Source organism: Pseudomonas sp. BTN1 (genome assembly GCF_001907715.1).
Lineage (GTDB): Bacteria > Pseudomonadota > Gammaproteobacteria > Pseudomonadales > Pseudomonadaceae > Aquipseudomonas > Aquipseudomonas paracarnis.
In genome coordinates this window covers 96,137-114,880 of the sequence record NZ_MPBM01000036.1, presented here as the reverse complement: position 1 = coordinate 114,880, position 18,744 = coordinate 96,137, and the positions used below count along the sequence as shown (strand labels likewise).

Annotated in this window: 19 protein-coding genes; 10 read left to right on the top strand and 9 right to left on the bottom strand. The window is 59.1% G+C overall.

Annotated elements, in window-relative coordinates; translation table 11 throughout:
- Positions 1–33: 33 nt before the first annotated feature.
- On the bottom strand, positions 34–1,233 hold the full coding sequence (tyrS, locus tag BMH52_RS18545) for a tyrosine--tRNA ligase (RefSeq protein WP_072435440.1): 1,200 nt from the start codon (positions 1,231–1,233) through the stop codon (positions 34–36).
- 209 nt (positions 1,234–1,442) lie between these two features.
- Here tyrS and BMH52_RS18540 point away from each other — a divergent pair, with 209 nt between their 5' ends.
- Positions 1,443–2,855 carry a peptidoglycan DD-metalloendopeptidase family protein gene (locus BMH52_RS18540; protein ID WP_014720159.1) on the top strand — a complete coding sequence of 471 codons (1,413 nt, stop codon included), beginning with the start codon at positions 1,443–1,445 and terminating at the stop codon, positions 2,853–2,855.
- 3 nt (positions 2,856–2,858) lie between these two features.
- The gene (locus tag BMH52_RS18535) at positions 2,859–3,950 is read left to right on the top strand and encodes an anhydro-N-acetylmuramic acid kinase (RefSeq protein ID WP_014720160.1); all 1,092 of its coding nucleotides are present in this window, start codon (positions 2,859–2,861) and stop codon (positions 3,948–3,950) included.
- Positions 3,951–4,015: 65 nt separating this feature from the next.
- Here BMH52_RS18535 and erpA read toward each other — a convergent pair whose 3' ends face one another.
- A complete protein-coding gene (gene erpA / locus BMH52_RS18530; protein WP_014720161.1) occupies positions 4,016–4,366 on the bottom strand; it encodes an iron-sulfur cluster insertion protein ErpA in 351 nt (116 codons plus the stop codon).
- A 165-nt stretch (positions 4,367–4,531) separates the two neighbouring features.
- Entirely contained in the window at positions 4,532–5,566 is a 1,035-nt protein-coding gene (gene argC / locus BMH52_RS18525; protein ID WP_072435439.1) for an N-acetyl-gamma-glutamyl-phosphate reductase, read from the bottom strand.
- A 134-nt stretch (positions 5,567–5,700) separates the two neighbouring features.
- Here argC and hemJ point away from each other — a divergent pair, with 134 nt between their 5' ends.
- The 6 genes from hemJ (at position 5,701) to coq7 (ending at position 10,108) form a co-directional block, all read left to right on the top strand.
- Entirely contained in the window at positions 5,701–6,129 is a 429-nt protein-coding gene (gene hemJ, locus BMH52_RS18520; RefSeq protein WP_003194674.1) for a protoporphyrinogen oxidase HemJ, read from the top strand.
- A 24-nt stretch (positions 6,130–6,153) separates the two neighbouring features.
- Positions 6,154–7,116, top strand: a complete 963-nt coding sequence (locus BMH52_RS18515; RefSeq protein WP_038451719.1) for a nitronate monooxygenase family protein — start codon at positions 6,154–6,156, stop codon at positions 7,114–7,116.
- 68 nt (positions 7,117–7,184) lie between these two features.
- Entirely contained in the window at positions 7,185–8,141 is a 957-nt protein-coding gene (locus BMH52_RS18510; RefSeq protein ID WP_032903899.1) for a DUF805 domain-containing protein, read from the top strand.
- Between the two features lie 61 nt (positions 8,142–8,202).
- Positions 8,203–8,991, top strand: coding sequence for an SDR family oxidoreductase (locus tag BMH52_RS18505; protein ID WP_003194680.1), 789 nt, complete (start codon positions 8,203–8,205; stop codon positions 8,989–8,991).
- 45 nt (positions 8,992–9,036) lie between these two features.
- Entirely contained in the window at positions 9,037–9,375 is a 339-nt protein-coding gene (locus tag BMH52_RS18500; protein ID WP_073844603.1) for a histidine triad nucleotide-binding protein, read from the top strand.
- Positions 9,376–9,460: 85 nt separating this feature from the next.
- The gene (coq7, locus tag BMH52_RS18495; RefSeq protein ID WP_014720165.1) at positions 9,461–10,108 is read left to right on the top strand and encodes a 2-polyprenyl-3-methyl-6-methoxy-1,4-benzoquinone monooxygenase; all 648 of its coding nucleotides are present in this window, start codon (positions 9,461–9,463) and stop codon (positions 10,106–10,108) included.
- Positions 10,109–10,154: 46 nt separating this feature from the next.
- On the opposite strand, the gene BMH52_RS18490 is transcribed toward coq7, so the two are convergent.
- Entirely contained in the window at positions 10,155–10,577 is a 423-nt protein-coding gene (locus tag BMH52_RS18490; protein ID WP_003194686.1) for an OsmC family protein, read from the bottom strand.
- Between the two features lie 245 nt (positions 10,578–10,822).
- Between BMH52_RS18490 and crp the strand changes: the two genes are divergently transcribed.
- Complete coding sequence (gene crp / locus BMH52_RS18485) at positions 10,823–11,467, top strand: cAMP-activated global transcriptional regulator CRP (RefSeq protein WP_014720166.1); 645 nt, start codon at positions 10,823–10,825, stop codon at positions 11,465–11,467.
- Here the strand turns inward: crp and BMH52_RS18480 are convergent.
- The 4 genes from BMH52_RS18480 to BMH52_RS18465 form a co-directional block, all read right to left on the bottom strand.
- Positions 11,464–12,159: a lipoate--protein ligase family protein gene (locus BMH52_RS18480; protein WP_014720167.1), complete on the bottom strand. Its 696-nt coding sequence runs from the start codon at positions 12,157–12,159 to the stop codon at positions 11,464–11,466. The two genes, crp and BMH52_RS18480, sit on opposite strands and share 4 nt — an antisense overlap.
- Before the next feature lie 143 nt (positions 12,160–12,302).
- Positions 12,303–13,139, bottom strand: a complete 837-nt coding sequence (trpC, locus tag BMH52_RS18475) for an indole-3-glycerol phosphate synthase TrpC (protein WP_014720168.1) — start codon at positions 13,137–13,139, stop codon at positions 12,303–12,305.
- On the bottom strand, positions 13,136–14,185 hold the full coding sequence (gene trpD, locus BMH52_RS18470) for an anthranilate phosphoribosyltransferase (RefSeq protein ID WP_003194694.1): 1,050 nt from the start codon (positions 14,183–14,185) through the stop codon (positions 13,136–13,138). The genes trpC and trpD overlap by 4 nt, the downstream gene beginning before the upstream one ends.
- A gap of 9 nt (positions 14,186–14,194) precedes the next feature.
- Positions 14,195–14,788, bottom strand: coding sequence for an aminodeoxychorismate/anthranilate synthase component II (locus BMH52_RS18465; RefSeq protein WP_014720169.1), 594 nt, complete (start codon positions 14,786–14,788; stop codon positions 14,195–14,197).
- Positions 14,789–15,200: 412 nt separating this feature from the next.
- Here BMH52_RS18465 and estP point away from each other — a divergent pair, with 412 nt between their 5' ends.
- A complete protein-coding gene (gene estP, locus BMH52_RS18460) occupies positions 15,201–17,123 on the top strand; it encodes an esterase EstP (protein ID WP_072435437.1) in 1,923 nt (640 codons plus the stop codon).
- Positions 17,124–17,255: 132 nt separating this feature from the next.
- Here the strand turns inward: estP and trpE are convergent, their stop codons facing one another.
- A complete protein-coding gene (gene trpE, locus BMH52_RS18455; protein WP_020302182.1) occupies positions 17,256–18,737 on the bottom strand; it encodes an anthranilate synthase component I in 1,482 nt (493 codons plus the stop codon).
- Between the last annotated feature and the right edge of the window lie 7 nt (positions 18,738–18,744).

Below are 18,744 nucleotides of genomic sequence, written 5' to 3'. Positions count from 1 at the left end.
AGATATAATTCGCCGTCAACAGCTATTTCAGACTTATTCGGATTTGAGCGTAATTCGCGCAAATGCCTTCTTGCCCGCCTGGCAAACGTGAGTGGCGCCCAGCTCGTATATAAAGGTGCGATCAACCACCTCACCATCTATACGCACACCGCCGGCCCCCAAAAGATCACGCGCGACCGCTGAATTCTTCACCAGGCCAGCTTTATTAAGCACAGCGGCAATCGGCATCGCCTCGGCAGCAGTCAGCTCAATCTCGGGCAGATCGTCAGGCAGCTCGCCATCTTTCATGCGATTACCTGCCGCACGGTGAGCGCTGGCCGCAGCCTCCTCACCATGGAAACGCGCAACGATTTCTTCAGCCAGCTTAATCTTCACATCGCGAGGATTAGCGCCCGCCTCGACATCCGCACGCAGCCCATTGATCTCGTCCATCGAGCGGAAGCTCAACAGCTCGAAGTAGCGCCACATCAGCGCATCCGGAATAGATACTAGCTTGCCGTACATCACACCCGGCGCTTCCTGGATACCGACATAGTTACCCAGGGACTTGGACATCTTCTTGACGCCATCCAAGCCCTCCAGCAATGGCATGGTCAGAATGCACTGAGCCTCCTGACCATAGGCGCGCTGCAATTCACGCCCCATCAGCAGGTTGAACTTCTGATCGGTGCCACCCAGCTCGACATCCGCACGCAGCGCCACCGAGTCGTACCCTTGAACCAGCGGGTAAAGGAACTCATGAATGGCGATTGGCTGATTGGTCGAGTAGCGCTTGTCGAAGTCATCGCGCTCGAGCATGCGCGCCACAGTGTACTGGGACGTCAGGCGAATGAAATCTGCCGGCCCCATTTTGTCCATCCAGGTGGAGTTGAACGCCACCTCGGTCTTGGCTGGGTCAAGAATCTTGAATACCTGGGTCTTATAGGTCTCGGCATTATCGAGCACCTGTTCGCGAGTCAGCGGCGGGCGCGTAGCGCTCTTGCCGCTTGGATCACCGATCATCCCGGTGAAGTCACCTATAAGGAAGATGACCTGATGGCCCAACTCCTGGAACTGACGCAGCTTATTAATAAGCACGGTATGACCCAGGTGCAGATCCGGCGCGGTCGGATCAAAGCCAGCCTTGATACGCAGGGGTTGGCCACGCTTGAGCTTTTCGATCAGCTCGGCCTCGACCAACAGTTCTTCCGCACCACGTTTTATCAGCGCTAGCTGCTCTTCAACCGACTTCATAACAGACCCGCAAGGCTCAGATTCAAAAGGGAACCAACCATACAAGATCAGGGACTAATTACAAGTTTTGCCCTGCGCACGGACACCGTTCAGCAAGCCCAGCGTTCGCAAGCTTGCGCCACAGATGATTTGGTTATATTTTATACAGTTATTTCATCTTCATCATGTCATTCATCTTTTCCATTTCATCTTCAAAGTCAAAATTACTTATGACCACTGAACCGTCTAAAGCGCCGCCGCTTTACCCGAAGACCCACCTGCTCGCCGCAAGTGGTATCGCCGCCCTTCTCAGCCTGGCACTGCTGGTATTCCCTTCCAGTGACGTTGAAGCCAAACGAACATCCCTGAGCCTCGATCTGGAAAGCCCAGTTGAACAACTGACACAAGATCAAGACGCTTCCGACGCTCAACAAGCCACAAACACTGCAACTGAGTCACCTTTCGCACAGATCGAAAGCACTCCCGAAGACACCCAGCAAGCCGCCCAGGAAGCACCTGCAGCAGCCGCAGCCAAGAATCCCCAGCATCGCGAAGTCATCGTGGGCAAAGGCGATACACTATCTACCCTGTTCGAAAAGGTTGGGTTGCCTGCCGCCGCTGTAAATGAAGTGCTCGCCAGCGATAAGCAAGCCAAGCAATTCACTCAGCTCAAACGTGGCCAGAAGCTTGAATTTGAGCTGACGCCAGACGGCCAGTTGAACAACCTGCACACCAGCATCAGTGACCTGGAAAGTATCAGCCTGAGCAAAGGCGCCAAAGGCTTCGCATTCAACCGAATCACCACCAAACCCGTCATGCGTTCCGCCTACGTACACGGCGTGATCAACAGCTCCCTGTCGCAATCGGCCGCGCGTGCGGGCCTCTCGCATAGCATGACCATGGACATGGCCAGCGTATTTGGCTACGACATCGACTTCGCTCAGGACATCCGTCAAGGCGACGAATTCGACGTGATCTACGAGCAGAAAGTAGCCAACGGAAAAGTGGTCGGCACTGGCAACATTCTGTCTGCACGCTTCACCAACCGTGGCAAAACCTACACCGCCGTGCGCTACACCAACAAACAGGGCAACAGCAGCTACTACACAGCTGATGGCAACAGCATGCGCAAGGCCTTCATCCGTACCCCCGTTGACTTTGCCCGTATTAGCTCGCGTTTCTCCATGGGCCGCAAGCATCCAATTCTGAACAAAATTCGCGCGCACAAGGGTGTCGACTATGCCGCGCCGCGTGGCACGCCAATCAAAGCGGCAGGCGACGGCAAGGTCTTGTTGGCGGGGCGTCGTGGTGGTTACGGCAATACGGTGATCATCCAGCACGGCAACACGTACCGCACGCTGTACGGCCACATGCAAGGTTTTGCCAAGGGCGTCAAGACTGGCGGCAACGTGAAACAGGGCCAAGTGATCGGTTACATCGGTACCACCGGCCTCTCCACCGGCCCGCACTTGCACTATGAGTTCCAGGTCAACGGCGTACACGTCGACCCACTGGGCCAGAAGCTCCCAATGGCTGACCCGATTGCCAAGGCCGAACGCGCGCGCTTCATGCAGCAGAGCCAGCCGCTGATGGCACGGATGGATCAAGAGCGCTCCACCTTGCTGGCTTCGGCGAAGCGTTAAGGTATGCCGCTCTATATCGGTGTGATGTCCGGGACCAGCCTCGACGGCCTGGATATCGCCCTTATCGAACAAGGCGCGGCGATCAATCTGATCGCCACTCGCTATATCCCAATGCCCGACGCCTTGCGCACAGAACTGCTGAGCCTATGCGCCAGCGGCCCGGATGAAATCGCCCGTTCGGCAATTGCCCAGCAGCAATGGGTGACGCTCGCTGCACAAGGGATCATCGCCTTGCTGGAGCAACAAAACCTCAAGCCTCAGGACATTCGGGCGATTGGTAGTCATGGCCAGACGATTCGCCATGAACCCGCCCGAGGCTTCACCGTTCAGATCGGCAACCCTGCCCTACTCACCGAACTGACAGGCATCACTGTCGTCAGCGACTTCCGCAGCCGCGATGTCGCTGCCGGCGGCCAAGGCGCTCCTTTGGTTCCAGCCTTTCATGAAGCCTTGTTCGGCGAGCAGACGGGCAATCGCGCGGTATTGAATGTCGGCGGGTTCAGCAACCTCAGCCTGATCGAGACGGGCAAGCCTGTCGCCGGTTTCGACTGCGGCCCGGGGAACGTGCTGCTCGATGCCTGGATTCACCTGCAGCGCGGAGAACACTTTGATCGGGACGGGCAATGGGCGGCCAGCGGCAAGGTCCAGCCCCAGCTGCTCAATACGCTGCTCAGCGATCCGTTCTTCATGACCAAAGGCCCGAAAAGCACGGGCCGAGAGGTGTTCAACCTGGCCTGGCTGCAGCAGCACCTTGGCCGTTTGCCCACCTTTGAACCCCAAGACGTACAGGCCACCCTGCTGGAGCTGACGGCCCTGACCATCGTCGAGTCCCTGCAAAGCGCCCAGACTGACACAACAACCTTGCTGATCTGCGGCGGCGGCGCCCATAACGGGGCACTGATGGGCAGGCTGACAACGTTGCTGCCTTCTACCCATGTCAGCACTACAGCGGCCTATGGCGTAGACCCTGACTGGGTAGAGGCAATGGCCTTCGCCTGGCTGGCCCATTGCTGCCTTGAAGGCATTGCCGCCAATCGTCCCAGCGTCACTGGCGCACGTGGGCTTCGAGTGCTTGGCGCGATCTACCCCGCCTGAACCCCAGACAGCAAAACGCCGCTTGGCCCGTAAAAGCCAAGCGGCGTTTTTGTATCTGCTACCGATCAGATCGAGAACGAAGACCCGCAACCACACGTCGTGGTGGCATTAGGGTTCTTGATCACGAAACGCGAGCCTTCCAGACCTTCCTGATAATCCACCTCGGCACCTGCCAGGTATTGGAAGCTCATCGGATCCACGACCAGGCTTACACCCTCGCGCTCAACGATAGTGTCGTCATCGGCCACATCTTCATCGAAGGTAAAACCGTACTGAAACCCTGAACAACCGCCGCCCGTAACGAATACGCGCAGCTTCAAGCGATCATTACCCTCTTCATCGACCAGGCTCTTCACCTTGTGCGCAGCACCGTGGGTGAATTGCAAAGACGTGGGGGTGAAGGACTCAACGCTCATGCTGATAATCTCCCGGCGTAGCGCCGCCATATGCGTAATGGCGGGTATTATCCGCTTCTCCTAGAAAAGCGGTCAACTATTGTTACGGTATATCAATCCGCCCAGCGACCATTAAAAATGCAAAAGGCCCGATCAAAGGGCCTTTTGCGCAACGGTGATCCCGCGTTAAGGCAACATCCCCGCGTGGGACAGGCCCAACTTCTCGTCCAGGCCGAACAGGATATTCATGTTCTGCACCGCCTGGCCCGAAGCGCCCTTGACCAAATTGTCGATCACCGACAACACCACCACCAGGTCGCCATCCTGCGGACGATGCACCGCAATACGGCACACATTGGCACCACGCACGCTGCGCGTTTCCGGATGGCTGCCGGCCGGCATCACATCGACGAACGGCTCATTGGCATAACGTTTTTCAAACAACGCCTGCAGGTCTACCGAGCGATCAGTGACAGTCGCATACAGCGTGGAGTGAATCCCGCGGATCATCGGCGTCAGGTGCGGCACGAAGGTCAGACCCACATCCTGGCCGGCAGCGCGGCGCAGGCCCTGGCGAATTTCCGGCAAGTGACGATGACCTTTTACCGCATAGGCTTTCATGCTTTCCGACGTTTCGGAGTATAGAGAACCGACCGCCGCGCCACGGCCCGCACCACTGACGCCCGACTTACAGTCGGCGATCAGCCGCGACGCATCCGCCAGGCCAGCTTCCAGCAATGGCAGGAGGCCCAATTGCGTCGCCGTCGGATAGCAACCCGGCACCGCAATCAGGCGTGCTTGCTTGATCTGCTCGCGATTGACTTCCGGCAGGCCGTAAACCGCCTCTTCCAACAGCTGCGGCGCACCATGGGGCTGGCCGTACCACTTGGCCCACTCATCGGCGTCTTGCAGGCGGAAGTCTGCCGACAAGTCGATAACCTTGGTACCGGCCGCCAGCAACTCACCGGCCAGAGCATGGGCGACACCGTGAGGCGTGGCGAAGAACACCACGTCGCAGGCACCCAGAGTCTTGGTGTCCGGCACACTGAACGCCAGACCGTCATAGTGGCCTCGCAGGTTCGGGTACATATCGGCCACGGCCAGCCCGGCTTCGGATCGGGAAGTGATGACCACCACCTCAGCTTGCGGATGCTGAGCCAACAGACGCAGCAATTCGACACCGGTGTAACCCGTGCCGCCGACGATACCGACCTTGACCATAAACCTGCCCTCAACGAACCCACTGGAAAGCCGTCGATAATAGGGGCCGTATCGTCCTGCGACAACCGTCAACGTGACGTACGGGCGCATGAGCCACTACTATCTTCGCTACCGTGAACCTGGGAATAACTAAAATGCTCTATCTATGGGTCAAAGCCTTCCATATCGTCAGCATCGTTTGCTGGTTTGCCGGGCTGTTCTACCTGCCGCGCCTGTTTGTCTACCACGCCCAAAGCGAAGACACCGTCAGCAAGGAACGCTTCAGCATCATGGAGCGCAAGTTGTACCGGGGCATCATGGGCCCTGCGATGGTTGCCACACTGGTTTTCGGCATCTGGATGCTGGCCCTCAACCCCGGCATTTTCCAGTCGGGCGCCTGGATCCACGCCAAGTTGACCCTGGTCGTCCTGCTGATTGGCTACCATCACATGTGCGGCGCACAGGTAAAGCGCTTCGCCCGTGGCGAAAACACCCGCAGCCATGTCTTTTATCGCTGGTTCAATGAAGTCCCGGTTCTGATATTGCTGGCTATCGTAATTTTGGTCGTGGTCAAACCGTTCTAACGTCAATTACTCGGGGAACCTCCAATGTCGCTGCCCGCTCTGCTGGAACAACGTCTGCGCCTGCCCGTGGTGGCCGCGCCGATGTTTCTGATCTCTAATCCGCAACTGGTCCTGGCCTGCTGTCGCAACGGGGTAGTTGGGAGTTTCCCGGCGCTCAACCAACGCGAAAGCTGTGGCTTCAAGGCCTGGCTGGAAGAAATCGAAGCGGGCCTGGCTCAGTTGGACAACCCTGCGCCCTATGCCGTGAACCTGATCGTGCACAACAGCAACCCGCGCCTGGAGGCAGACCTGGCGATCTGCGTCGAGCACAAGGTGCCCATCGTCATCACCAGTCTCGGTGCGGTAAAGGAGTTGGTGGACGCGGTTCATAGCTACGGCGGCCTAGTATTTCATGACGTCACTACCCGACGCCATGCCGAGAAAGCCGCTGAAGCGGGTGTTGATGGCCTCATTGCCGTCGCCGCTGGTGCGGGTGGCCACGCTGGCACCTGGAGCCCCTTTTCACTGATTGCCGAAATTCGCCAGTTCTTCGACAAAACCCTACTGCTGGCGGGCTGCCTTAACCATGGGCACGAAATCCTCGCCGCCCAGGTGCTGGGGGCAGACCTGGCATATTTCGGCACGCGCTTTATCGGCACCACCGAAAGCCAGGCACCGGATGCGTATAAGGAGATGCTGCTCACATCGCGCGCCGCCGACATCGTGCACACTCCAGCAGTCTCCGGCGTACCTGCCAGCTTCATGCGCCAGAGCCTGGAAAATGCCGGGTTTGACCTCGCTGCGCTTCAAGGCAAAGGTGAAGTCAACTTCGGTTCCAAGCTCAAGCCATTGAGCGATGAGGCCAAAGCGTGGAAAACTGTATGGTCTGCTGGCCAAGGCGTCGGTGAGATCAATGATGTACCCAGTGTGGATGACCTCGTTGCCCGCCTGGATGCCGAATACCGCAAAGCACGCGAGCACGCCGCGCAACTGCGCTGGCCACGCTGACCCACTGGCAGGCCTGCCGATTGGACAGGCCTGCATACTCTCCCTGATTAAGTGACAAGGATGCCCGCATGAGCGACAGCCGTTTCAAGATTGTGTTTGACGGAGCCTTGCGCCCAGGTGTCGAAAGCACCACCGCCAAGCTGAACCTCGCCGAGTTATTCAAAAGCGATGTTGAAGCGATCGAAAAGCTCTTCACCGGCCGCCCCGTCGCGCTCAAGCGCGACCTGTCCCACCCCGACGCGCAAACTTACCTCACGGCACTGCACAACGCCGGGGTCGACGCTCGCATCGAGGCCGAACAACCTGTGGCATTCAGCCTGGCAGAAACCCACGAAACAAGCTCGTCAACCGCTGACCGCGCCGCCGCCTCACCTTATGCTCCCCCACGCGCTGCCGTTGGCGACGACCTGCCGGAGTTCGCAACCCTCAAGGTCTTCACCATCCACGGGCGCATCGGGCGCCTGCGCTACCTGGCCTGGACGCTGGCACTGACCGTCGCGATGTTGGTGGCAGCGGGCATCATCAGTACGGTGGGCTTCGCGGTGGCGACAGCCTCGCCAACCATCGCCATCATTATTGGCTCACTGCTGGGTTTCGCGCTGTTTGTGGCACTGGTAGTGGTGAGCGTGCAAATCGGCGTGCAGCGCCTGCATGACCTGGGCTGGTCTGGCTGGCTTTACCTGCTCAACCTGGTTCCGCTGGTTAACAGTGTTTTCCCGCTGCTGTTGCTGGTATTGCCAGGCAACACGGGCGCCAACCAATACGGCGCGCCACCACCACGCAACTCCACTGCGGTGAAAATCCTGGCCTCGCTGTGGCTGGCGTTCATTCCCTTGATGCTCATCATCGTCGTCACCCTGGGCATGAACGGCTACCTGGACCAGCTTGAAGCCAACATGGACAGCAGCTACGAAAGCAGCTCCATCACCTCCGATGCAGACGCCGATCAAAGCGCTATCGTTGACGAAGCCGCAGCGCAAAGTGCTGACGATGCAGCCGAACCTGTAGACTCTCCAGAACAGTGAAGAAACGCCCGCCGCCTGTGACGCACTGTCATGGGCCGGCGGCGTTGCGATGGAGAAAGGCATGACCCGTTACGCTCTGATCACCGGCGCCTCCAGTGGCATCGGCCTGGCATTGGCCGAAGCCTTGGCACGGCGTGGCCGTAGCTTGATTCTGGTGGCCCGCCAGCGTGATCAGTTGGAAAGCATTGCATTGGAATTGACCCAACGCTTCGGCGTCGAGGTACTGTTTCGCGCCTGTGATTTGGGCGAGCCGCTGCGCTTGTCCGGCTTTTTGCTGGAGCTCGAAGAGGGTGAGCGACAGATCGACCTGCTGGTCAACTGCGCCGGCATCGGCACCAGCGGGCCGTTCCTGGCCCAGGACTGGATGACCGAGCAGGACCTCATCGAAGTCAACATCCTGGCCTTGACCCGCATGTGCCACGCACTGGGCAATGCCATGGCCCTGCATGGCGGCGGGCAAATCCTCAATGTGGCTTCGGTCGCGGCCTTCCAGCCTGGGCCGTGGATGAGCAGCTACTACGCCAGCAAAGCCTACGTGCTGCACTTCTCCGAAGGGTTGCGCGAGGAATTGAAGACCTGCGGCATCAAGGTTTCAGTGCTGTGCCCTGGCCCTACGCGCACCGCATTCTTCGGCACCGCGCAGATGGATACGGCGAAACTCGACCGCAGCCAGCAACTGATGAGCCCGGAAGAAGTCGCGCTCTACACCGTGCGGGCGCTGGAAAAGAACAAGGCCATCATCATTCCCGGGCGCCGCAATCGTTGGCTGACGTTCAGCCCACGCCTGAGCCCCCGCTGGCTGACCCGCAAAATTGCCGGAGCCATCAACAAGGCCTATTGCCCGCGCTGACGGCCTACGTACACTTACCTCACTTTTCACGATGGAGATACAGCTGTGGATACTGTGTTCACCAAGATCATCAACAGGGAAATACCGGCGAAGATCATCTATGAAGATGACCAAGTCCTGGCTTTTCACGATATCGCCCCCCAGGCACCAGTGCATTTCCTGGTTATCCCGAAAAAACCCATTCGTACCCTCAACGACCTGACCGAGGACGATAAGGCGCTGGCCGGCCATATCCTGTTCACCGCCCAACGCCTGGCCGTGGAACAAGGCTGCGAAAAAGGCTTTCGTGTGGTGATGAATTGCAATGAAGACGGCGGGCAAACCGTTTACCACATCCATATGCACGTGCTGGGTCAGCGCCAGATGAACTGGCCACCGGGCTGAGTGCACAAGGGCAAATTGACTCAGCACAAACGCTGGACGCTCTCTTGCGGTAAACTGGCCGCCGAGATTCTTCCCGGAGGTCAGCATGACTACCCAACGTCACTACTCGCCGATTGACCGTCTGTTGCTGCAAGCCGACATGGCCATGCGCACCCTGCTGCCGTTCAGTGGCCAGCCCTACCGCCCATCGCCCGCCATCGTGCAGCCGGATGTACAGTTGAGCGAGACCGACACCCGTCACGTCGCAGGCCTGATGCGCATCAACCATACCGGTGAAGTCTGTGCCCAGGCGCTGTACCAGGGCCAGGCGCTGACCGCCAAGTTGCCGCAAGTGCGCGTGGCGATGGAGCATGCGGCCGAGGAAGAGATCGACCACCTGGCCTGGTGCGAACAACGCATCCGCCAGTTGGGCAGCCATCCCAGCGTGCTCAACCCACTGTTTTATGGCTTGTCGTTTGGTATCGGCGCGGCTGCCGGGCTGATCAGTGACAAAGTCAGCCTGGGGTTTGTGGCCGCGACAGAACATCAGGTGTGCAAGCACCTGGATGAACACCTGGAGCAACTGCCGGCCGAAGACGAAAAGTCACGGGCCATTCTTGAGCAGATGCGCATTGACGAAGAGCACCATGCAGAAAGCGCGCTGGACGCGGGCGGCTTCCGCTTTCCAGCCCCGGTACGGTTCGGCATGAGCCTGTTGGCCAAGGTCATGACCAAAAGCACTTATCGAATCTGAACCGAAAAAAGGGCGCCCGAAGCGCCCTTTCTTTTGCCTGCTGTAATCAACCCAGCTCGATGATTTCGTAGTCGTGGGTAATGACCACGCCCGCAGCCCCCAGCATGATCGATGCTGAGCAGTACTTCTCTGCCGACAGCTCGATGGCACGCTTGACCTGGGCTTCTTTTAGCGCCCGGCCCTTGACCACGAAATGCATATGGATCTTGGTAAAAACCTTGGGGTCTTCAGTGGCGCGTTCAGCTTCCAGGAAGGCTTCGCAGCTTTCTACGGCCTGGCGGGACTTCTTCAAGATGCTGACCACGTCAAAATTGCTGCAACCGCCCACACCCAGCAGCAACATTTCCATGGGGCGTACACCCAGGTTACGACCGCCGGCTTCCGGCGGACCGTCCATGACCACCACATGGCCGCTGCCCGACTCACCGAGGAACATGGCTTCGCCCGCCCATTGGATGCGTGCCTTCATCGCCCAGACTCCACTGCTAAAAAAGGGTCGCCAGCTTAGCACAGGGCCTTGAAACAACAGCGCTCTGCATAAATTCGATAAATGACAGCGTTTGCCGCTAAATTGGCTAATCGCGACAGAAGGTGTCTGGTAAGCTGGCGCCAAATGAATGGCGCATTGCCATGACTTGTACAGCGTATATCAATGAGATGCCGCTGGATAAAAACAACGCCAACTACACCGCGCAGTCTTTTCGGGATACAACCATGGTTGCTCTTACTCCCACACCCAAGATCAAGAACCTCGACAAGCTGTTGCTGCATTGCCAGCGCCGACGTCATCCGGCCAAGCACAACATCATCTGCGCCGGCGAGCGCTCAGAAACCCTGTTTTTCATCATCAAGGGCTCAGTCACCATCCTGATCGAGGATGAGGATGGCCGTGAGATGATCATTGCCTATCTCAACGCCGGAGACTTCTTCGGGGAGCTGGGTTTGTTTGAACAAGCAGGCAAAGAGCAGGAACGCAGTGCTTGGGTACGAGCCAAAGTTGAGTGCGAAGTGGCCGAAATCAGCTATGCAAAATTTCGCGAATTGGCCCAGCATGATCCGGACATCTTGTACGCCCTGAGCGGTCAGATCGCCCAGCGCCTGCGCGACACCACCCGCAAAGTCGGCGACCTGGCGTTCTTTGATGTCACCGGCCGCGTCGCTCGCTGCCTGTTGGACCTATGCAAGCAACCCGATGCCATGACCCATCCCGACGGCATGCAGATCAAAGTCACGCGCCAGGAGATCGGACGTATTGTCGGGTGTTCACGAGAAATGGTCGGCCGCGTGCTCAAGGACTTGGAAGAACGCAACTTGGTGCACGTCAAAGGCAAGACGATGGTGGTGTTCGGTACCCGTTAAACCGGCAGGAAGCCAGCCAGCATCTGACGGTACAACGTGTCGAGCCGACGGATCGCATCCGGCGCCGTAAACGCTTCGTGCAGTGCGATATGGCTATCGGCGCGAACCCGCTGCTCCAAACCGCAGGCTTGATTGAAGCGGTTGACCGCCGCAATCAATTGCTCACGATCATTCTCCAGCAACATCGCCCCGTGCACCAACCCGACCGGGCGGCCACCGCTTTGTCGCCAACGCTGGGCAGTGCCCACCATTTTGCGGCCATTGAGGTTGACGTTGTAACGGCCGTCGCAAAAGGCACCGTCAATTTCGCCGACGGACGCATCGCCACCCAACTCGATCAACAGATCACAAATCGGTTGGCACAAGCGCTGATAGCCGGTTTCGATGCGCCCCTGGTCGCTTTCACTGCGCGGTGGGGCATAGACCAGGGCGATATTGACCGTGGCGCCGGACTGCGGCACCGGCTCACCACCGGTTTCACGCAGCAATACCGGCCAACCCGCATCGGCCGAAACCTGGCTCGCCACCGCGAATGCCGGCAGCCGGCTCAAACGGCGCGGCATGACCAGTGCTTGGTCACTGGGCTGCCAGAACAGCAATCCGAATGCCTGCTCACCCGCGCAAACGGCTGCCAATAGGTCTTGCTCGGCGGCAAGGCCTGCTTCGACAGTCATGATCACGGGCTGGAGCATCGAACACCTACCTACCTGAATAAACACAAAACCAATGTGGGAGCTGGCTTGCCTGCGATAGCGGTGTGTCAGCTACACAGAGGTTGGCTGACCCGCCGCTATCGCAGGCAAGCCAGCTCCTACAGTTCCGAGCGTATTTCAAATCAGTCTAGTGTCGAACCGCTGATCGTCGTACCGCGCTCCGGGAAGAACAAGCGCTGCAGCTCCGCCCCCGGGTTCTCTGCGCGCATAAACGTCTCGCCCACCAGGAACGAGTACACGCCACTGATTTCCATCAGTTCCACATCGGCGCGGTTGACGATGCCACTCTCGGTAATCACCAGACGATCGCGCGGGATACGCGGCAGCAGGTCGAGGGTGGTTTCGAGGCTGACGTCGAAGGTATGCAGGTTACGGTTGTTGACGCCCACCAGCGGAGTATCGAGGGTCTTCAATGCGCGCTCCAGCTCGTCGCCGTCGTGTACTTCGACCAGCACGTCCAGGCCGACGCTTTTGGCCACGGCCGCCAGCTCGGCCATCTTCACGTCATCCAATGCGGAGACAATCAGCAACACGCAGTCGGCACCCAAGGCTCGGGCTTCAACGATCTGGTACGGGTCCACCATGAAATCCTTGCGGATCACCGGCAACTTGCACGCGGCGCGCGCCTGTTGCAGAAACAGGTCTGAACCTTGGAAGTAGTCGATATCCGTCAGTACGGACAGGCAAGTCGCCCCACCCTTCTCATAACTGGCGGCGATCTCGGCGGGTACAAAGTTCTCGCGAATCACCCCCTTGCTCGGCGAGGCTTTCTTGACCTCGGCGATCACGGCCGGCTGCTTGAGCTTGGCCTGGGCGATCAAGGCATTGGCAAAGCCGCGTGGCGCATCGGCGCTTTTCGCCTGGGCTTCCAACTCGGCCAGGCCCACGCGGGCGCGGCGCTCGGCCACTTCTTCAGCCTTACGGGCCAGGATCTTTTCCAGAACGGTTGGCACACTCATCCTTCATTCTCCATCTTGAATACGGCGGTGAATGCTCCCAGCTCTTCGAGCTTCTCACGAGCCAGGCCGGTGTGCAGCGCATCGTGGGCCAAGGCGACACCTTCCTTGAGACTATAGGCATGGTCGGCGGCGTAAAGTGCTGCGCCAGCGTTGAGCACAATCATTTCCGCAGCTTTCTGACCGTTTTCGGTCTTACGACGCCCCAGAGCATCACGAATCAACTCCAACGAAGCCGCCGGGCTTTCCACCGCCAGGCCGTGCAAGCTCTGGCTTTTCATACCCAGGTCTTCAGGTTCGACCCAATATTCGGTGACCTCGTCGTTCTTCAGCTCCGCCACGAAGGTCGGCGCCGCCAGGCTGAATTCGTCGAGGCCATCCTTGGAGTGCACCACCAGCACATGCTTGCTGCCCAAGCGTTGTAATACTTCGGCCAGCGGCCGGCACAGCGCCTGGCTGAACACGCCCACCACCTGATGCTTCACACCGGCCGGATTCGTAAGCGGGCCGAGCATGTTGAACAGGGTACGCAGGCCAAGGTCCTTGCGCGGGCCGGCAGCGTGCTTCATCGCGCCGTGATGGGACTGAGCAAACATGAAGCCAATGCCAACGCTGTCGATGCAGCGCGCTACTTGCACCGGCGTGAGGTTCAGGTAAATACCGGCAGCTTCCAGCAAGTCGGCACTGCCGCTCTTGCCAGACACTGCGCGGTTCCCGTGCTTGGCGACGGTGCAACCAGCGGCGGCCACCACGAAGGATGAGGCGGTCGACACGTTGAAAATATTCGCACCGTCACCGCCGGTGCCCACTACATCGACGACGCCGTCGAGGGTCTTGAGTTCGACCTTGTCCGCCAGCTCACGCATCACCGACACCGCACCGACGATTTCGTCGATGCTTTCGCTCTTCATGCGCATCGCCATCATAAAAGCGCCGATCTGAGCATCGGTGCATTGACCGGTCATGATCTCGCGCATCACATCGCTCATTTCCGCGGTGCTCAGGTCCAGATGGCCGACGATACGGCTCAGGGCAGTCTTGATATCCATGAAAAGTCCTTAGCGCGTGCCGCCGCTCTGCTTGAGAAAGTTGGCGAACAGCTCGTAGCCCTGCTCGGTCAGGATTGATTCAGGGTGAAATTGCACCCCTTCGACGTTCAGTGTCTTGTGGCGCAGGCCCATGATCTCGTCGACCGAGCCGTCTTCCAATTGGGTCCAGGCGGTCAGTTCCAGGCATTCGGGCAAGGTTTCACGCTTGACCACCAGAGAGTGGTAACGGGTCACGGTCACCGGCAGGTTCAAGCCATGGAATACACCCAAATCCCGATGGAACACCGGGCTGGTCTTGCCGTGCATGACCTCGCGCGCGCGCACCACATCACCGCCAAACGCCTGGCCGATGGACTGATGGCCCAGGCAGACGCCCAGGATCGGCAGCTTGCCGGCGAAATACTGGATAGCTTCCAGAGAGATGCCCGCCTCGGTCGGCGTGCACGGGCCAGGCGAAACCACGATGCGCTCGGGGTTCAGCGCAGCGATTTCAGCAACGGTAAGTTCATCGTTGCGCACCACCTTGACCTCGGCACCCAGTTCGCCCAGGTACTGCACAACGTTGTAGGTAAAGGAGTCGTAGTTATCAATCATCAGCAACATGTGGGTTCAAACCTCTTGAATTCACTGATTTCAAATGACCGCCTTCCAAGCGTGTGACCCGCTGCCAGACGCACGTTCCGGTTGCCAGGGTGAGTTGGCAAGGGGCGTCAGACAACGGGTGAAGAAGGCAAATCGGTACAGGTCCGGCCAGGCCGGCAGAGAAAAATGTCAGGCGCGCCAACGCCAACGGGCGTGTGCCTTGACTACTCGCATCAAGAGTTTGCTGATGATCAACACGGGGAGGGTCTCATTCATACGTTCAGGCACAGTAACGTAGGCTCGCCAGCGGTGCAATATGGAGCCGCAAATACGGGGACGCAACGTAGGTGGATTCCGGATTTCCCTACAGAAAATGCCAGAAATTTTGCTAGTGTTTCACTTCCGACATAAAAACAACCCAATGGAATCTTGCATGCTCAGACCAGCGTTTTTCGCGCCCCTTGCCGGCTGCCTCCTGTCATTGGCCTGCGCCCAGGCGTTCGCAGCCCCGTCACCTTATTCAACCATGGTGGTTTTCGGCGACAGCCTGGCGGATGCAGGCCAGTTTCCCGACGGTTCGGCCGGCGCCACATTGCGCTTTACCAACCGAACCGGGCCGACCTTCCAGGGTGAATACGGCCTGGTCTCATCGACCCTGCTGGGCACGAAACTGGGCGTCGCTCCCAACGACCTGAATGCTTCCACCTCACCGGTTCGCGCAGCCCAGGGTTTGCCAGACGGCAACAACTGGGCAGTGGGTGGCTACCGTACCGACAATATCCTCGACTCCATTACCTCAGTCTCCAATGCTGCGATTCCCCCAGGCAACCCCGGGGGCGGCACTGTGTTGCGCAGTCGGCAGGGCTATCTGCCGGCTAATGGTGGGAGAGCCGACCCGAACGCACTTTACTTCCTTTCCGGTGGCGGCAATGACTTCCTGCAAGGCCGGGTACTCAGCCCCGCTCAAGCGGTCGCCGCCGGCGGCAGGCTGGCGGACAGCGCCCAGGCCCTGCAACAAGCCGGCGCGCGTTACATTATGGTGTGGATGCTACCCGACCTGGGCCTGACGCCGGCCATCAACGGCACCCCACAGCAAGCAGCGACTTCGGCCCTGAGCACTATTTTCAACCAGTCCCTGGTACAGCGTCTGTCACAAGTGGATGCACAGGTTATCCCGCTGAACATCCCGCTGCTGTTGAACGAGGCCTTCGCCGATCCAGCGCGCTTCGGCCTAGCCACCGGGCAGAACCTGACGGGCACCTGCTTCAGCGGTAACAGTTGCACCGCCAACCCAACCTATGGCATCGGCGGCACCAACCCGGACCCAACCAAGCTGATCTACAACGACTCGGTCCACCCTACCGTGGCCGGGCAACGCTTGATTGCCGACTACGCCTATTCGCTACTCGCCGCGCCGTGGGAACTGACCTTGCTGCCGGAAATGGCCCAAGGCACATTGCGCGCCCACCAGGACGAGCTGCGTAACCAATGGCAAGCAGACAACGGCAGCTGGCAAGCCGTCGGCCAATGGCGCGCCATAGTGGCCGGCGGAGGCCAACGCCTGGATTTCGATGATCAGAGCAGCTCGGCCAGTGGCGACGGCAGCGGCTATAACCTGAATATCGGTGGCAGCTACCGGCTCGATGAAAACTGGCGCGTGGGCGTTGCCGCCGGCCTGTATCGGCAGACACTCGAAGCCGGCGCCAATGATTCAGACTACAAGCTCAACAGCTATATGGGCACGGCATTCGCCCAGTATCAGCAGAACCACTGGTGGGCCGATGCCGCATTGACCGGCGGCAAGCTGGACTTCGACAGCCTCAAACGCAAGTTTGCCCTGGGTATCAGCGAAGGCTCGGAGAAAGGTGACACCGATGGCTGGCTCTGGGCCCTGAGCGGCCGCGTGGGGTATGACATCGCCGCGCCGGGCAGCGACTGGCACCTCTCGCCGTTCATCAGCGCCGATTACGCACGGGTTGAAGTCAATGGTTACTCGGAGAAAAGCAGCCGCTCCACCGCCCTGACCTTTGACGATCAACAACGCGACTCCAAGCGCCTGGGGGTCGGCCTGCAGGGCAGCTATCGCATCACGCCACAAACTCAAGTTTTTGGCGAAGTGGCCCACGAGCATGAGTTTGAAAATGACACCCAGAAGGTGAATATTTCGCTCAACAGCGTGCAGGGGATCGACTTCAAGCTCGACGGGTATACGCCTCGCAGTAATTCTGACCGCTTGAGCCTGGGTGTCAGCCACAAGCTGACTCAGGACCTGGCGTTGCGGGCGGCGTATAACGTGAGAAAGGATGACAACTTGACCCAGCAAGGCATCAATGTCGGAGTCAGTCTGGATTTCTAAACAAATCCCAAGACCGGTGAAAAACTAATGTGGGAGCGGGCTTGCTCGCGAATACGGTGTATCAGTCACACATGTATCGACTGACACTCTGTATTCGCGAGCAAGCCCGCTCCCACATTTTTTATTCCAGCTTCAGTCTTGTGGAGTTTGCTCTGCCAATGCCACGGCACGGAACATCGCCCGACGCTTGTTGAGGGTTTCTTCCCATTCAAGGGCCGGCACCGAGTCTGCCACAATCCCGCCACCGGCTTGCACATGCAGCTCGCCGTTCTTGATCACCGCCGTGCGGATCGCAATGGCGGTATCCATATTGCCGTTCCAGGCGAAATACCCGACGGCGCCGCCATAGACACCGCGCTTGACCGGCTCCAGTTCGTCGATAATTTCCATCGCACGGATCTTCGGCGCCCCCGACAATGTGCCCGCCGGCAAAATCGCTCGCAGGGCGTCCATCGCCGTCAGCCCGGCCTTCAGCTCGCCGGTGACGTTGGACACGATATGCATCACATTGGAATACCGCTCGATGACCATCTTCTCGGTCAGTTTCACCGAGCCGATTTCCGAGACACGCCCGGTGTCGTTGCGCCCCAGGTCGATCAGCATCAGGTGTTCGGCAATTTCCTTTTCGTCGCTGAGCAGGTCTTCTTCCAGCGCCACGTCGGCTTCTTCGGTCGCCCCACGGGGGCGCGTGCCGGCAATCGGGCGCACGGTGATCAGGTTGTCTTCAACCCGCACCAGCACTTCCGGCGAACTGCCCACGACGTGGAAGTCGCCGAAGTTGAAGAAGTACATATACGGCGTCGGGTTGAAGCAACGCAGTGCGCGGTACAGGTCAATCGGCGCCGCCTTGAAGTCGATGGACATGCGTTGCGACGGCACCACTTGCATGCAGTCACCGGCAAGGATGTATTCCTTGATGGTATCGACGGCGCGCTCGTAGTCATCCTGGGTAAAGCTGGAGCGGAACACCGGGTCGGCCGCCGGGGGGCGGCTGAGGTCCAGGCCGCGACGCGGGGTGATCGGCTGGCGAAGTTTTTCCAGCAACGCTTCCAGGTTGGCCTGACCTTGTTCGAAGGCATCAGCCTGGGCGGGGTCAGCGAGGACAATCGCATGCATCTTGCCGGCGAGGTTGTCGAACACCACCACCGCGTCGGACACCATCAGCAAAATGTCCGGCACCCCCAGCGGGTCCGGGTTCGGGCATTTGCCCAGGCGTTTTTCCACATAGCGCACGCAGTCATAGCCGAAGTACCCCACCAGGCCGCCATTGAAGCGCGGCAGGCCAGCAATGGTCGGCACGTTGTAGCGCGCCTTGAAGGTTTCGACAAAGGCCAGCGGGTCTTCTACGTCATGGCTTTCGATCTCCACGCCGTCATGGGTGATGCTCACATGATGGTCGTGCACCCGCAGCACCGTGCGGCATGGCAGGCCAATGATCGAGTAACGGCCCCACTTCTCGCCGCCTTGTACCGACTCAAGCAGGTAAGAGTTGGGCTCATCGGCCAGCTTCAGGTAGATCGACAGCGGCGTATCGAAGTCGGCCAGGGTTTCGCAAGCCATGGGGATACGGTTGTAGCCGGCAGCGGCCAAACGCAGGAATTCTTCGCGGGTCATGAGGTGC

What these genes read in the sequence shown, in the direction of transcription:
- coq7 (WP_014720165.1), top strand. Translation starts at nt 9,461, where the DNA reads ATGACTACCCAACGTCACTACTCGCCGATTGACCGTCTGTTGCTGCAA.
- argC (WP_072435439.1), bottom strand. Translation starts at nt 5,566, where the DNA reads ATGGTCAAGGTCGGTATCGTCGGCGGCACGGGTTACACCGGTGTCGAA.
- erpA (WP_014720161.1), bottom strand. Translation starts at nt 4,366, where the DNA reads ATGAGCGTTGAGTCCTTCACCCCCACGTCTTTGCAATTCACCCACGGT.
- BMH52_RS18490 (WP_003194686.1), bottom strand. Translation starts at nt 10,577, where the DNA reads ATGAAGGCACGCATCCAATGGGCGGGCGAAGCCATGTTCCTCGGTGAG.
- BMH52_RS18535 (WP_014720160.1), top strand. Translation starts at nt 2,859, where the DNA reads ATGCCGCTCTATATCGGTGTGATGTCCGGGACCAGCCTCGACGGCCTG.
- estP (WP_072435437.1), top strand. Translation starts at nt 15,201, where the DNA reads ATGCTCAGACCAGCGTTTTTCGCGCCCCTTGCCGGCTGCCTCCTGTCA.
- trpE (WP_020302182.1), bottom strand. Translation starts at nt 18,737, where the DNA reads ATGACCCGCGAAGAATTCCTGCGTTTGGCCGCTGCCGGCTACAACCGT.
- tyrS (WP_072435440.1), bottom strand. Translation starts at nt 1,233, where the DNA reads ATGAAGTCGGTTGAAGAGCAGCTAGCGCTGATAAAACGTGGTGCGGAA.
- BMH52_RS18505 (WP_003194680.1), top strand. Translation starts at nt 8,203, where the DNA reads ATGACCCGTTACGCTCTGATCACCGGCGCCTCCAGTGGCATCGGCCTG.
- BMH52_RS18515 (WP_038451719.1), top strand. Translation starts at nt 6,154, where the DNA reads ATGTCGCTGCCCGCTCTGCTGGAACAACGTCTGCGCCTGCCCGTGGTG.
- BMH52_RS18540 (WP_014720159.1), top strand. Translation starts at nt 1,443, where the DNA reads ATGACCACTGAACCGTCTAAAGCGCCGCCGCTTTACCCGAAGACCCAC.
- crp (WP_014720166.1), top strand. Translation starts at nt 10,823, where the DNA reads ATGGTTGCTCTTACTCCCACACCCAAGATCAAGAACCTCGACAAGCTG.
- BMH52_RS18480 (WP_014720167.1), bottom strand. Translation starts at nt 12,159, where the DNA reads ATGCTCCAGCCCGTGATCATGACTGTCGAAGCAGGCCTTGCCGCCGAG.
- trpC (WP_014720168.1), bottom strand. Translation starts at nt 13,139, where the DNA reads ATGAGTGTGCCAACCGTTCTGGAAAAGATCCTGGCCCGTAAGGCTGAA.
- trpD (WP_003194694.1), bottom strand. Translation starts at nt 14,185, where the DNA reads ATGGATATCAAGACTGCCCTGAGCCGTATCGTCGGCCATCTGGACCTG.
- hemJ (WP_003194674.1), top strand. Translation starts at nt 5,701, where the DNA reads ATGCTCTATCTATGGGTCAAAGCCTTCCATATCGTCAGCATCGTTTGC.
- BMH52_RS18465 (WP_014720169.1), bottom strand. Translation starts at nt 14,788, where the DNA reads ATGTTGCTGATGATTGATAACTACGACTCCTTTACCTACAACGTTGTG.
- BMH52_RS18510 (WP_032903899.1), top strand. Translation starts at nt 7,185, where the DNA reads ATGAGCGACAGCCGTTTCAAGATTGTGTTTGACGGAGCCTTGCGCCCA.